Source organism: Pseudomonas sp. SCB32 (assembly GCF_009189165.1).
Lineage (GTDB): Bacteria > Pseudomonadota > Gammaproteobacteria > Pseudomonadales > Pseudomonadaceae > Pseudomonas.
This window is the reverse complement of record NZ_CP045118.1, coordinates 2,312,694-2,326,611: the sequence shown is the minus strand read 5'-3', so window position 1 is coordinate 2,326,611 and position 13,918 is coordinate 2,312,694. Positions and strand designations below refer to the sequence as shown.

Genomic DNA, 13,918 nt, shown 5'->3' with positions numbered 1-13,918 from the left:
GCCCCATGGCCCGCCTGAAACTGGAATTCCCCGAAGAACTCTTCCTCTACGAAACCAAGCTGACCGTGCGCGTCACCGACATCAACGGCGCCAACCACCTGGGCAACGACTCGATGATCTCGATGATTTCCGAGGCCCGCGCGCGCTTCCTGTTCGACTACGGCATCCGCGAGACCGGCATCATCGTCACTGACCTCGCCACCACCTACCGCGCCGAGGCCCATGCCCGCGACCAGTTACTGTTCGAAGTCGGCGTCATGGACTTCAACAAGTACGGCGGCGACATCATCTTCCGCATCACCCGTCCAGCGGACGGCACCCTGGTGGCCATGGCCAAGTCCGGATTCGTGTTCTTCGACTACCAGGTCGGCAAGGTCACGCCCATTCCCGAGGCGTTTCGTGACGCATTCCCCAATGTGAACTGGATCGCCTGAACCACGCCGGGCACGGATACTGGCAACGCGCTATACCTCTGGAGCCGTAAACCAAATCGACCTCAGAGGAGAACCTCCAATGCCGTCCTTCCTTCGGGTGGGCGCGCTGTCCGGTTGTCTGTGCCTGCCTATCCTCACCCTGTCCACGCCGAGCCCGGCGGCGGACACCGACTCCCTGCAACGCGGCCGCTATCTGGTGCAGATCGCCGGCTGCAACGACTGCCACACCCCCGGCTACGCCATGGCCCCCGAGAAAGTCCCGGAAAGCGCCTGGCTCACGGGTGACCAGCTGGGCTGGAGCGGCCCCTGGGGCACCACCTACCCCGCCAACCTGCGCCTGTACATGCAGGCCTACAGCGAAGAGCAGTGGCTGGCCAACGCACGGCAGGCGAATTTCCGTCCGCCCATGCCGTCCCATGTGCTGCGAGTAATGAGCGAAGACGACCTGCGCGGGATCTATCGCTATGTCCGCCAGTTGGGGCCGGCCGGACAGGCCGCCCCCGCCTATCTGCCGCCGGGCAGCGCACCCAAGGGTCCGGCAGTCGTATTCCCCGCCCCGCCTCCCCCCTGAACCACCGCCCCAACGGGGAGCACGCCCTGAGCGCGAGCGCCCCGTTGTGGCACACCGAAGCCCTCACCGCCCTATCTAACACTTTGTTAAATAAAGACTTTTAACTCTTGGCCCACACCTTGCTCTAGCCAGGGTGATGGTAATCAACGGCGGTTACCCGACTTCGACAAAGGCGTCGCATCCACACCCGCACACGCGGTGGGTGGAGCGACGCCTTTTTTCGTTTGCCCCGGCGCAGGGGCAGAAGGGTCTGATGACGTTTTGCCGCGACCGCGACGGCGCCGCATTTTGCGCAGGGCAAGGTGCGAGGAGAGTGATTTGGTCATTCCAAATGAACGGCGAGTAACGCAGCACTGCGCAAAATGCGGCCCGCCCCTTCGGGTTGCGCGGCAAATCACGCCATGCGTCGTTGCGGGACTTGAAAAGGGAATGACCATTTCCTGCATCCCGCGCCTAGCCTGGCGTGATTTGTCGCGGCAACGCGGCTTGCGTCAAAACGTCATCAGACCCCACGACCTTCTCGAACCCGGCGGCTGCCACGTGGCACACGACCGGGCTCCTCTACCGTTGCTGATGAGGTGTTCGATGAACACGAGTTTCTGGAAAGCCGGCCACGCGCCGACCCTGTTTGCCGCCTTCCTGTATTTCGACCTGAGCTTCATGGTCTGGTACGTCCTCGGCCCGCTGGCGGTACAGATCGCCACCGACCTGCAACTGACCACCCAGCAGCGCGCGCTGATGGTGGCAACACCCATCCTATCCGGCGCCATCCTGCGCTTTCTGATGGGCCTGCTGGCCGATCGCTGGTCGCCCAAGGCCGCCGGCATCCTCGGCCAGGTGATCGTCATCTGCGCGCTGTTCGGCGCCTGGCGGCTGGGTATCCACAGCCTGGAGCAGGCGATGATCCTCGGCGTGCTGCTGGGCATGGCCGGCGCCTCCTTCGCCGTAGCGTTGCCGCTGGCTTCGCAGTGGTATCCGCCGCAGCACCAGGGCAAGGCCATGGGCATCGCCGGCGCTGGCAACTCCGGCACCGTGCTCACCGCGCTGTTCGCCCCCGCCATCGCCGCCGCCTTCGGCTGGCAGAACGTCTTCGGCTTCGCGCTGATCCCGCTGCTGGCGACTCTGGCAGTGTTCGCCCTGCTCGCTCGCAATGCTCCGGAGCGCCCGGCTCCCAAGGCCGTGGGCGACTACCTGAAGGCCCTGGGCGACCGCGACAGCTGGTGGTTCATGTTCTTCTACAGCGTGACCTTCGGCGGCTTCCTCGGCCTGGCCAGCACGCTGCCCGGCTACTTCCACGACCAGTACGGCCTGGACCCGGTGAAAGCCGGCTACTACACCGCCGCCTGCGTCTTCGCCGGTAGCCTGATGCGCCCGCTGGGCGGCGCCCTGGCTGACCGCATCGGCGGCATCCGCAGCTTGCTGGTGATGTACACCGTCGCCTCCATCTGCATCGCCGCCGTGGGCTTCCACCTGCCCAGCGCGTTGACGGCGCTGAGCCTCTTCGTGGTCGCCATGCTCAGCCTCGGTGCGGGCAATGGCGCGGTGTTCCAACTGGTGCCGCAGCGATTCCGCCAGACCATCGGCGTGATGACCGGGCTGATCGGGATGGCCGGCGGAATCGGCGGCTTCTGCCTGACGGCGGGCCTGGGCGCGATCAAGCAGGCTACCGGGGATTATCAGATCGGCCTGTGGCTGTTCGCCAGCCTCGGCGTGCTGGCCTGGTTCGGCCTGCACGCGGTAAAGGCGCGCTGGCGCACCACCTGGGGCAGTGCGGCCGTCACCGCGGCGCGGGTGTAAGCCATGGCATGTCACCTTTGTAGGAGCGCGCCATGCGCGCGAATCACGGGCATGGCCCGCTCCTACAGGGGGAAACCATGAGCCTCACCCTGAGCTTCGCCCAGGCCAGCGCCATCGGCCCGCGCGACGAGAACCAGGATGCCCTGCGGGTGGTCACCCCGCCCGCAGGGCTGGCCGCCAGCAAGGGGCACCTGTTCGCCATCGCCGACGGCGTCAGCCATTGCGCCGACGGTGGCCTGGCCGCGCGCCTGACCCTGCAGGCGCTGGCCGTCGACTACTACGCCACCCCCGAGACCTGGGCCGTCGCCCAGGCCCTCGACCGCCTGCTGATCTCGCAGAACCGCTGGCTGCAGGCCAACGGCGGCGGGCAACCGCTACTCACCACCCTTACCGCGCTGGTCTTGCGGGGCCGGCGCTTCACCCTCGCCCATGTCGGCGACTGTCGCCTGTACCGCTGGAGCGCCGGGCAACTGGATTGCCTGACCCAGGACCATGTCTGGGAACAGCCGGGCATGCAGCACGTGCTCAAGCGCGCGCTGGGCCTCGACCAACACCTGGTGGTGGACTATCGCGATGGCGAGCTGGAGAGCGGCCACTGTTTCCTGCTGGTCAGCGACGGGGTCTGGGCCACGCTGGGCGACGCGGGAGTCCTGCGCCTGCTGGAAGATGCGCCTTCGCTACAGGCCTGTGCCGATGCCCTGGTCAATGCCGCCCACCTGGCCGGCAGCCAGGACAACGCCAGCGCCCTGATCCTGCGTGTGGAAGATTTGCCGCCGGCCGGCCTGGGCGACGCTCTTGCTCAACTCGATCATTGGCCCGTAGCGCCCGCCCTGCGGGACGAACAGGAATTCGAGGGCTGGCAGATCGACGGCAAGCTGGCCCAGTCCCGCCAGTCGCTGATCTACCGCGTACGTGATCGGCAGAATCGCCCCTGGCTGCTCAAGACCCTGCCACCAGCGCTGCGCGATTCCGCGGAAGCCGCCCAGGCGCTGCTGCTGGAGGAATGGTTCCTGCGCCGCGTGCAGGGCCGCTACTTCCCGGAGCTGCACAGCCTGCCGCAACGCCAGCACCTCTACTATGTGATGCGCGAGTATCGGGGGCAGACGCTGGACGAACACCTCAGGCTCAATGGCCCGCTCGCCCTGCCCGACTGGCTCGACCTCGCCCAGCGCCTGCTGCGCGGATTGGGGCAACTGCACCGGCGCAACATCCTGCATCGCGACATCAAGCCGGAGAACCTGCACTGGGCCGACGACGGCGAGCTGCGTCTGCTGGACTTCGGCCTGGCCTATTGCCCCGGCTTGTCGAAGGAGGACCCGCACGACCTGCCCGGCACTCCGAGCTACCTCGCACCCGAGTCCTTCCAGGGCGCATCGCCGGACGCCCGCCAGGACCTCTATGCGGCCGGCGTCACGCTGTACCGGCTGCTCTGCGGCCATTATCCCTACGGCGAGATCGAAGCCTTCCAGCACCCACGCTTCGGCACGCCCGCGCCGGCCAGCCGCTATCGCCCGGACGTGCCGGCCTGGCTGGACGACTGGCTTTCCCGGCTGATCGCCGCCCAGCCACAACAGCGCTTCGAAACCGCCGAGGAATGCCTGCTCGCCCTGGAACACGGTGAACGCCAGACGCCGACGCGTCCGCGTCCGCTGCTGGAACGCGAACCGCTCAGGGTCTGGCGTGGGGTTGCCCTGGCATCCCTGGCAATCAACCTTGGGCTGATTCTCTGGATGCTGCATCGCGGCTGAAGGCGCACCGAATCGGTTCAAAACGCATCACCGCAGTGCAGCAAACGGCTCCGACTCCCCGGCAATTCAGTCGTAATGCCTGAGAATCGGGGCCCCAAACAAGTTGGCACAGCCCCTGCAATAACCTTCGCAGCAATCTACAAAGGCGCGTCCCTCAACGAAGAGGCTCGCACTTCCCGACCGATCGGGACTTGGACAAAGGCGTCCTCGCTGGGTAACCGGCGGGACGCCTTTTTTGTTTTCCGCGATTGCGTGACGGAGCCCTGACATGAAAAAGCTCAAGCTCGTACTGATCGGCAACGGCATGGCCGGTGTGCGGACCCTGGAAGAACTGCTGAAGATCGCCCCTGACCTCTACGACATCACCGTATTCGGCGCAGAACCCCACCCCAACTACAACCGCATCCTGCTCTCCCCCGTACTGGCCGGCGAGCAGGCCTTCGAGGACATCGTCCTCAACGACCTCAACTGGTACAGCCAGAACGGCATCCGCCTGTTGCTCAACCGCAAGGTCAGCCGCATCGACCGCCACCGCCGCAAGGTCTACGCCGAAGACGGCACCGAGGCCGGGTACGACCGCCTGCTGATCGCCACCGGCTCCAACCCCTTTATCCTGCCGGTGCCGGGCAGCCGCCTGCAGGGCGTGATCGGCTACCGCGACATCGCCGACACCCAGACCATGATCGACACCGCCGGCACCCACAGCCATGCGGTGGTTATCGGCGGCGGCCTGCTCGGCCTGGAAGCGGCCAACGGTCTCAAGCAGCGCGGCATGGACGTCACCGTGGTGCACCTCTCCGACTGGCTGCTGGAACGCCAGCTGGACCGCACCGCCGGCAAGCTGCTGCAGGGTGCGCTGGAATCGCGCGGCATTCACTTCCGCCTGAACACCCAGACCGAAGAGCTGATCGACGACGGCAGCGGCCGCGTCTGCGCCATACGCTTCAAGGACGGCGAAGTAATCGCCGCCGACCTCGTGGTGATGGCCGCCGGCATCCGCCCCAACACCGAACTGGCGGAAAAGACCGGCCTGCCCTGTAACCGCGGCATCCTGGTCAACGACACCCTGCAGACCTATGACCCGCGCATCTACGCCCTGGGCGAATGCGCCAGCCACCGTGGCATCGCCTACGGCCTGGTGGCGCCGCTGTTCGAACAGGCCAAGGTCTGCGCCAACCACCTGGCCATGCTCGGCTTCGCACGCTACCAGGGCTCGGTGACCTCCACCAAGCTCAAGGTCACCGGCATCGACCTGTTCTCCGCCGGCGAATTCATGGGCGGCGAAGGCACCGAGACCATCACACTCTCCGACCCCATCGGCGGTGTTTACAAGAAGCTGGTGATCAAGGATGACGTGCTGGTCGGCGCCTGCCTCTATGGCGACACCGCCGACGGTGGCTGGTACTTCCGGCAGATCCGCGAGAACCACAACGTCGGCGAGATCCGCGACCACCTGATGTTCGGCGAGAGCAGCATTGGCGACGTCGGCCACCAGGGCCAGAACAGCGCGGCGAACATGCCCGACAGCGCCGAGGTCTGCGGCTGCAACGGCGTATGCAAGGGCACCATCGTCAAGGCGATCCAGGAGAACGGCCTGTTCAGCGTCGACGAAGTGAAGAAGCACACCAAGGCCGCCAGTTCATGCGGTTCCTGCGCAGGCCTGGTGGAGCAGATCCTGATCAGCACCGTGGGCGGTGCGGCGGACGTGAAACCCAAGAGCGAGAAGGCCATCTGCGGCTGCAGCGACCTCAACCACGGCCAGGTGCGCAAGGCGATCCGCGAGCATCACCTGATCACCCTGGGCAGCGCCATGCGCTTCATGGACTGGCGCACCCCGGACGGCTGCGCCACCTGCCGCCCGGCGCTGAACTACTACCTGATCTCCACCTGGCCGGGCGAGGCCAAGGACGATCCGCAGTCGCGCCTGATCAACGAACGTGCCCACGCCAACATCCAGAAGGACGGCACCTACTCGGTGGTCCCGCGCATGTGGGGTGGCGTGACCAACGCCGCCGAATTGCGCCGCATCGCCGACGTCGCCGACAAGTACCAGATACCCATGGTCAAGGTCACCGGCGGCCAGCGCATCGACCTGCTGGGTATCAAGAAAGATGACCTGCCGGCGATCTGGAAGGAACTGGACATGCCCTCCGGCCACGCCTACGGCAAGTCCATCCGCACCGTGAAGACCTGCGTGGGCAGCGAGTTCTGCCGCTTCGGCACGCAGAACTCGACCCAGCTGGGCATCGATCTTGAGCACGACCTGTTCAACATGTGGTCGCCGCACAAGGTCAAGCTGGCGGTCTCCGGCTGCCCGCGCAACTGTGCCGAGGCCGGCATCAAGGACATCGGCATCATCGGCGTGGATTCGGGCTGGGAGCTGTACATCGGCGGTAACGGCGGGATCAAGACGGAGGTGGCGGAGTTCTTCGTCAAGCTCAAGACCTCCGACGAAGTCCGCGAGTACAGCGGCGCCTTCCTGCAGCTCTACCGCGAGGAAGCCTTCTATCTGGAGCGCACCGTGCACTACCTGCAACGGGTCGGCATGGAGCGCATCAGAAAGGCCGTGCTGGAAGACGCGGAGAACCGCCAGGCGCTCAATGCGCGGCTGCAATTCTCCCTGTCACTGGAACAGGACCCATGGCAGGAGCGTATCGCCCAGCAGCCGCTGAAGAAGGAATTCGAACGGATTCCCCTCAAGCAGCTGGAGCCCGCCTGAGTGCCCGCCGGGCCCCGCCCTCGGGGCCCTTCCTACCCGATTGCTGGAGACATTCCATGAACTGGTTCGACATCTGCGCCCTGGACGACATCAACCCGCTGGGCTCGCGCGTCATCGCCGGCCCCAAGGGCGACATCGCGATATTCCGTACCAGCGGCGACGAGGTCTTCGCCCTCGACGACCGCTGTCCGCACAAGGGCGGCCCGCTGTCCCAGGGCCTGATCTATGGCAAGCGCGTGGCCTGCCCGCTGCACAACTGGCAGATCGAATTGGAGAGCGGTGAAGCCGTGGCTCCCGACCAGGGCTGTACCCATCGCCACGAGGTGAAGGTCGAGGATGGCCGCGTGCTGCTGGCCTTGCGCGGTCTCACCGTAATGGATCGGGCCGACTGCGCCTGATCCCCCAGTGTTTGATTCAGAGCGAGGCTGCGCCATGAACCCGAACCGTCGCACCACCGCATCCACCTGCTGCTACTGCGGCGTGGGCTGCGGCGTACTGATCGAGCACGACGACGAGCGCATCCTGGACGTACAGGGCGACCCGCAGCATCCGGCCAACTTCGGCCGCCTGTGCAGCAAGGGCTCGACCCTGCACCTCACCGGCGACGCGGACGCCCGCGCGCAGTTCCCGGAGCTGCGTCTGGGCAAGGGCCTGTCGCGCGCCCGCACCGACTGGGATACCGCGCTGGAGCATGCTGCCGGCGTCTTCGCCGAAACCCTCCGCGAGCACGGTCCGGACAGCGTGGCCTTCTATGTTTCCGGCCAGTTGCTGACCGAGGACTACTACGCCTTCAACAAGCTGGCCCGCGCGCTGGTCGGCACCAACAACATCGACAGCAACTCGCGCCTGTGCATGTCCTCGGCGGTCGTCGGCTACAAGCGCAGCCTGGGCGCCGACTCCCCGCCCTGCAGCTACGAGGACATCGAGCTGGCCGACTGCGTGATGATCGCCGGCAGCAACATGGCCTACGCCCACCCGGTGCTGTTCCGCCGCCTGGAAGAAGCCCGCGCACGGCGTCCGGAGATGAAGCTGATCGTCATCGACCCGCGCGTCACCGACACCACTGAGGCGGCCGATCTGCACCTGGCGATCCTGCCCGGCACCGACGTCGCGCTGTTCCACGGCATCCTGCACATCCTGCTCTGGGAAGGCTGGATCGATCGCGCCTTCATTGACGCCCATACCGAAGGCCTGGATGAGCTGAAAGCGCTGGTACGCGACTACGGCCCGCTGGCCGTGGCGGAAATCTGCGGCATCGCCGTCGATGACCTGCAACGTGCCGCCCAGTGGATCGGCCAGGCGCCCTCCTTCCTGTCGCTGTGGTGCATGGGCCTGAACCAGTCCACCTCCGGCAGCGCGAAGAACAGCGCGCTGATCAACCTGCACCTGGCCACTGGGCAGATCGGCCGCTCCGGAGCCGGTCCCTTCTCGCTCACCGGCCAACCCAACGCCATGGGCGGCCGCGAGACCGGCAGCCTGTCCAACCTGCTGCCCGGCCACCGCGAGGCCGGCAATGCCGAGCACCGTGCGGAGGTCGCCGCTTACTGGGGTGTCGAACAACTGCCGGAGCACCCCGGCCTGAGCGCCATCGAATTGTTCGACGCGGTCCGCGACGGGCGCATCAAGGCCCTGTGGATCGCCTGCACCAACCCCGCGCAATCGCTGCCGGACCAGACCCGCGCGCGCGAAGCCCTGGCCGCTTGCCCCTTCGTCATCGTCCAGGAAGCCTTCACCACCAGCGAGACCTGCCAGTACGCCGACCTGCTGCTGCCGGCCGCCAGCTGGGGCGAAAAGGAAGGCACGGTCACCAACTCCGAACGCCGCATCAGCCATGTCCGCCCCGCAACTCCCGCCATCGGCGAAGCGCGGGCGGACTGGAGCATCGCCTGCGATTTTGCCCGCCGCCTGGAGCAACGCCTGCGCCCCGGCGAATCCAGCCTGTTCGACTTCGACTCGCCGTCCGCACTATTCGACGAATACAAGCTACTGACTCGTGAACGTGACCTCGATCTCTCCGGCATCGACTACGCCCTGCTGGACGCGCGCGGCCCGCAGCAATGGCCCTTCCGCCCCGGCGCGCAGCAGGGCACCGAGCGCCTGTACGGCGACGGGCAGTTCCCCACCGCCAATGGTCGCGCCAGGCTCATCGCCGAGCCCTACCGCGCACCGAAGGAGAAGCGTGACGCGCGCTACCCGTTGATCCTCAACACAGGCCGCCTGCGTGACCAATGGCATGGCATGACCCGCACCGGCACGGCACCGCAACTGTTCGGCCACGTGGAAGAAGCGGTGCTCAGTCTCCACCCGGACGAGCTACGTCGTCGGCGCATCAGCGACGGCCAACTCGTGCGCCTGCACAGCCGGCGTGGTGAACTGGTGCTGCCGGTGCAAGCCGACGACCGCCTGCGCCCCGGTCAGGCCTTCCTGCCGATGCACTGGGGCGATCGCTTCCTCAAGGGTCTGGGTATCAACGTGCTCACCCTGCCGGCGTTGGACCCGCTGTCCCGCCAACCCGAGCTGAAACATGCCACGGTGGAAGTCAGCCGCATCGAGCTGCCCTGGCAGTTCTTCGCCCTGGTGGAAGGTGAGGTGCAGAAGCGTTTCGATGCCCTGCGCCCGCTGTTCGAAGACCTGCGCTACGCCAGTTTCAGCCCCACCGGCCGCGAACGCCCGGCGCTGGTGATCCGCGCCGCGAACATTGAAGCGCCCAGTGCTGAGTGGCTGGCGCGCATCGATGCCCTGCTCGACCTCGGCGACGGTCCGGTCATGGCCTATGACGACCCTCGCCGTACCGTCGGCAAGCGCGTGCGCATCGAACAATCGCGAATCGTCTCGCTGCGTCTGGCCGGGGAAACCGCCGCCCGCGCCTGGCTGCGCGAACTGTGGAAGGACGGACGCGCCGACCAGGAGCTGCGCCGCTGGCTGCTCGCTCCACTCAGCGCCGCTCCCGGCAAGGTCGGCGCGGCGGCCGACAAGACCTTGTGCAACTGCCTGAACGTCAGCCAGAGCCGCATCCAGGCCGGCATCGACAAGGGCCTGGACCTGGAAGGCCTCAAGTGCGAACTCAAGTGCGGGACCGCCTGCGGCTCCTGCGTACCGGAAATCAAGCGCCTGCTGGCCCGCAAGCCGCTGGCGGCCACCGCCTGAATCAAGCCGCGATGACGGCAGCCTGAGGAGAACGACATGAGTGGAAAAGTCTGGCTGATCGGCGCCGGCCCCGGCGACCCGGAGCTGCTGACCCTGAAGGCGGTGCGCGCCCTGGCGCAGGCCGAGATCGTGCTGATCGATGATCTGGTGAGCCCGGCAGTGTTGGAGCACTGCCCGTCCGCACGGGTGATTTCCGTCGGCAAACGCGGCGGCTGCCGCTCCACGCCGCAGGAGTTCATCCACCGCCTGATGCTGCGCTATGCCCGCCAGGGCCGGCGCGTGGCGCGCCTTAAAGGCGGAGATCCGTGCATCTTCGGGCGTGGCGGCGAGGAAACCGACTGGCTCGGCGCACGAGGTATCGAGTGTGAATTGGTGAACGGCATCACCGCTGGATTGGCGGCTGCGACTCAGTGTCACATCCCACTGACCCTGCGCGGGGTAAGTCGAGGCGTAACGCTGGTAACTGCGCATACCCAGGACGACAGCCCCCTGAACTGGCGCGGACTGGCCGAGGGCGGCACGACGCTGGTGGTGTACATGGGCGTGGCGAAGCTGACGGAGATCCGCGACGGGCTACTTGAGGGGGGAATGGCAGCTGGCACACCCGTGGCGATGATCGAGAATGCCTCCCTGCCCAGCCAGCGCGAATACCGCAGCCACCTGAAAGACATGCTTCAGGACGCTCGACGCTTTGCCCTGAAGAGCCCGGCAATCCTGGTGATTGGCGAGGTAGTCGCCGCCACGCAACAGGTCGAACTGGGGCGTATCGCCTGAGCCGAGAACTTTCTCGCAGACAAAGAAAAACCCGGCCTAGGCCGGGTTTTTCTCAGGAGCTCAGACCGATTACTGCTTGGACTGGGCTTCTACTTCAGCTTCTACGCGACGGTTGATAGCGCGACCTTCGGCAGTTGCGTTGTCAGCAACCGGACGGGTCTTGCCATAACCAACAGCGTTCACGCGGCCGCCTTGAACACCGTACTCGTTGACCAGTACGTCACGAACGGCGTTGGCACGACGCTCGGACAGCTTCTGGTTGTAGGCGTCGGTGCCGACGGAGTCGGTGTGGCCTTCAACGGTGGTGGTGGTGGACGGGTACTGCTTCATGAAGTCAGCCAGGTTCTTGATGTCAGCGTAGCTGTTCTCTTTAACCTTGGACTTGTCGAAGTCGAACTTCACGTCCAGCTGAACGCGAACGACTTCAGCAACAGCCGGGCAGCCGTTGGCGTCAACGGTGACGTTGGCCGGGGTGTTCGGGCACTTGTCAACGTTGTCGCAAACGCCGTCGTTGTCGGAGTCGGAGCATACTTCAGCAACCGGCTCAGGAGCCGGGGCCGGCTTGGCGCCGCCGCCGAAGTTCATGCCGACGCCCAGGCCAGCCATCCACTCGCCCTGGTGACCGTTGTCACGCTTCTCCAGGCCATACTGGCCGTCGAGGCTAGCCTTGGCGTAGAAGTTGTCGGTGAAGTAGTACTTCAGACCGGTACCGATCATGGCCATGGTCAGGTTCTGACGGCTGCCGTTCTCGTCGTGGATGTTGGTGATGCTCTGATGGCCAACACCAGCCGACACGTACGGACGCAGATTGCCAGCACCCGGGGTGCCGAAGTGGTAGATGGCGTCCAGAGTGCTCAGGTTGCCGTGTACCTTCTTGTTGCCGGTCTCGTAGGTGCCACGTACATCGTGGTATTCACCGTAGGACAGAGCCAGTTCGACGTCGTCGGTCAGGAAGTAGCCAACCGAGCCGCCGTACAGGTCCGCGTTCTTCATGTCGCGGGTGCTGTCGGTGAAGTAGCGCTTGCCGAAGGCCTCGACCTCGACCGCGCCCTGGCCTTGAGCGAAGGCGTTTACAGCGGTGGCGGCGATTACAGAGCCGACAACGACGCCAAGGGTGTTCTTCAGTTTCATCCGTTAAATCCCCATCTTGGTGGTCAATAAGTTGTCAAGCCATAGGCCCTACAACTTGGTGGGCAAGTTTATCAGAACTTCCCGGCCAAAGAGACAATATTTACTAAACTAAGATTCCGTCACACCGGAAAACTTTTCCCGCAATCGATCGAGTGCACGCTTGTAGCGCATTTTTGTGGCGCTCAACCCCATATGCATGATATCGGCGATTTCCTGGAATTCGAGTTCGGCCACGAATCGCAATACCAGGATTTCCCGATCAATGGGATTGACATGAACTAGCCATCGGTCTAGTCCGCCGCGCTCTTCCACTTTCGGAGCCTTCTCTTCGGAAGCCTCCTCCGCCGGGTCCAGACTCAGCGCATCGAGCAGTCGCCGCTTGCGCCGCTCCTTCCGATATTGGGTAATGCACTCGTTGTAAGTGATGCTGTACAGCCAGGTCTTGAACTTTGATTTACCCTCGAAGTTCTTCAGACCATACAGAACCTTCAACATCACTTCTTGACACACATCATCGGCGTCCCGGTCATTGCCCAGATATCGGGCACAGACATTGAACAGCGTGCGCTGGTATCGGCGCATCAGCTCTTCATAGGCGCGGGTCACGTGGAACAGTTCCACGTGGGAACGCTCCACCAGCTCCTCATCGGTGAGCTGGCGCGGGTCGTAGCGCAAGGGCTGTGATAGCGGCGTGTTCAAGTCGGGTCGGGCCAGGTCATGTCAGCGGCCGACGCGGCTCCGGGGGAGCGGCGTCGGCGATCGGTCATCATCTCAGCGACTGGTCACTCGCTGATCGAGCAGGATGCGGTTGGCGATGGATACCAGCTCACCCTCCTCCGTCAGCAGGATAGTCTTGATGGTACCAATTTCCTCGATGATGCCTTCGACATCCGCGACTTTCACTTGTTGCCCGACCTGGTACAGCTCACGCACATAGATGCCGGCGATGATCTGCCCGGCGACATCGCGGCTGCCAAGCCCGAGGGCCAGCGCCGCCGCCAGGCCGATGGTGATCAGCACGATGGCGATGATGTAGTTCAGCAGGTCGGTCTTGACCTCGAGCTGGCCGATGGCCACCGAGATACTGATGATGATGACCAGCCACTGGGCGACACGCCCCAGGCCGTTGGAGTATTCGAGGCCGACGCCATCCGCGGCGCCACGCACCAGGCTGTTGGCGAGCTGGGCGAGGAGAACGCCGACGATCAGCACCAGGGCCGCGCCGAAGACCTTCGGCAGGTACAGCGCGAGCATGTCGAGGGTGGCGGAAACGCGCTGCAGGCCCAGCGACTCCGCAGCGGAGACCAGGAACACCAGCAGCACGAACCAGTAGATGATCTTGCCGATCAGGGTCGACACCGGCACCTGGATACCGGCGCGGGACATCAGCTTGGTCAGGCCGGTGCCAGCCATCAGGCGATCCAGTCCCAGCTTGGCCAGCAGCTTGGACAGCAACGCGTCGAGCAGTTTGGCGACGATGAAGCCCAGCAGCACGATCACCAGCGCGGCGAGCAGGTTCGGAATGAACCCGGCCAGCTTGCCCCACAGGGTATTCATGGCAGTGAGCAGGCTTTGCGTCCAGATGTCGAATTGCATG

Annotated in this window: 11 protein-coding genes; 8 read left to right on the top strand and 3 right to left on the bottom strand. The window is 65.1% G+C overall.

The window, feature by feature from the left end; all coding sequences use genetic code 11:
- Positions 1 to 5: 5 nt before the first annotated feature.
- From GA645_RS10945 to cobA, 8 genes are all read left to right on the top strand, one after another.
- Positions 6 to 434 (top strand): thioesterase family protein, encoded by a 429-nt coding sequence (locus GA645_RS10945; RefSeq protein WP_152222623.1) that lies wholly within the window; start codon positions 6 to 8, stop codon positions 432 to 434.
- A gap of 79 nt (positions 435 to 513) precedes the next feature.
- On the top strand, positions 514 to 1,005 hold the full coding sequence (locus GA645_RS10940; protein WP_256676134.1) for a cytochrome C: 492 nt from the start codon (positions 514 to 516) through the stop codon (positions 1,003 to 1,005).
- 585 nt (positions 1,006 to 1,590) lie between these two features.
- Positions 1,591 to 2,802 carry a NarK/NasA family nitrate transporter gene (locus GA645_RS10935; RefSeq protein ID WP_152222621.1) on the top strand — a complete coding sequence of 404 codons (1,212 nt, stop codon included), beginning with the start codon at positions 1,591 to 1,593 and terminating at the stop codon, positions 2,800 to 2,802.
- A 77-nt stretch (positions 2,803 to 2,879) separates the two neighbouring features.
- The gene (locus tag GA645_RS10930; protein ID WP_152222619.1) at positions 2,880 to 4,550 is read left to right on the top strand and encodes a bifunctional protein-serine/threonine kinase/phosphatase; all 1,671 of its coding nucleotides are present in this window, start codon (positions 2,880 to 2,882) and stop codon (positions 4,548 to 4,550) included.
- 268 nt (positions 4,551 to 4,818) lie between these two features.
- Complete coding sequence (nirB, locus tag GA645_RS10925; protein WP_152222617.1) at positions 4,819 to 7,269, top strand: nitrite reductase large subunit NirB; 2,451 nt, start codon at positions 4,819 to 4,821, stop codon at positions 7,267 to 7,269.
- Between the two features lie 56 nt (positions 7,270 to 7,325).
- Entirely contained in the window at positions 7,326 to 7,667 is a 342-nt protein-coding gene (gene nirD, locus GA645_RS10920) for a nitrite reductase small subunit NirD (protein WP_152222615.1), read from the top strand.
- A 34-nt stretch (positions 7,668 to 7,701) separates the two neighbouring features.
- Positions 7,702 to 10,416, top strand: coding sequence for a nitrate reductase (locus tag GA645_RS10915; protein WP_152222613.1), 2,715 nt, complete (start codon positions 7,702 to 7,704; stop codon positions 10,414 to 10,416).
- A 36-nt stretch (positions 10,417 to 10,452) separates the two neighbouring features.
- Entirely contained in the window at positions 10,453 to 11,190 is a 738-nt protein-coding gene (gene cobA, locus GA645_RS10910) for a uroporphyrinogen-III C-methyltransferase (RefSeq protein WP_152222611.1), read from the top strand.
- 69 nt (positions 11,191 to 11,259) lie between these two features.
- On the opposite strand, the gene GA645_RS10905 is transcribed toward cobA, so the two are convergent.
- The 3 genes from GA645_RS10905 to GA645_RS10895 form a co-directional block, all read right to left on the bottom strand.
- Complete coding sequence (locus GA645_RS10905) at positions 11,260 to 12,321, bottom strand: OmpA family protein (RefSeq protein WP_152222609.1); 1,062 nt, start codon at positions 12,319 to 12,321, stop codon at positions 11,260 to 11,262.
- Between the two features lie 108 nt (positions 12,322 to 12,429).
- Positions 12,430 to 12,996 (bottom strand): RNA polymerase sigma factor SigX, encoded by a 567-nt coding sequence (gene sigX, locus GA645_RS10900; protein WP_152228034.1) that lies wholly within the window; start codon positions 12,994 to 12,996, stop codon positions 12,430 to 12,432.
- Positions 12,997 to 13,092: 96 nt separating this feature from the next.
- Positions 13,093 to 13,917, bottom strand: a complete 825-nt coding sequence (locus tag GA645_RS10895) for a mechanosensitive ion channel domain-containing protein (RefSeq protein WP_152222607.1) — start codon at positions 13,915 to 13,917, stop codon at positions 13,093 to 13,095.
- Position 13,918: the final 1 nt, after the last annotated feature.

Excerpts from the sequence above, each read along its gene's own strand:
- nirB (WP_152222617.1), top strand. The coding sequence starts at position 4,819 with ATGAAAAAGCTCAAGCTCGTACTGATCGGCAACGGCATGGCCGGTGTG.
- cobA (WP_152222611.1), top strand. The coding sequence starts at position 10,453 with ATGAGTGGAAAAGTCTGGCTGATCGGCGCCGGCCCCGGCGACCCGGAG.
- nirD (WP_152222615.1), top strand. The coding sequence starts at position 7,326 with ATGAACTGGTTCGACATCTGCGCCCTGGACGACATCAACCCGCTGGGC.
- GA645_RS10905 (WP_152222609.1), bottom strand. The coding sequence starts at position 12,321 with ATGAAACTGAAGAACACCCTTGGCGTCGTTGTCGGCTCTGTAATCGCC.
- GA645_RS10935 (WP_152222621.1), top strand. The coding sequence starts at position 1,591 with ATGAACACGAGTTTCTGGAAAGCCGGCCACGCGCCGACCCTGTTTGCC.
- GA645_RS10945 (WP_152222623.1), top strand. The coding sequence starts at position 6 with ATGGCCCGCCTGAAACTGGAATTCCCCGAAGAACTCTTCCTCTACGAA.
- GA645_RS10940 (WP_256676134.1), top strand. The coding sequence starts at position 514 with ATGCCGTCCTTCCTTCGGGTGGGCGCGCTGTCCGGTTGTCTGTGCCTG.
- GA645_RS10895 (WP_152222607.1), bottom strand. The coding sequence starts at position 13,917 with ATGCAATTCGACATCTGGACGCAAAGCCTGCTCACTGCCATGAATACC.
- GA645_RS10915 (WP_152222613.1), top strand. The coding sequence starts at position 7,702 with ATGAACCCGAACCGTCGCACCACCGCATCCACCTGCTGCTACTGCGGC.
- GA645_RS10930 (WP_152222619.1), top strand. The coding sequence starts at position 2,880 with ATGAGCCTCACCCTGAGCTTCGCCCAGGCCAGCGCCATCGGCCCGCGC.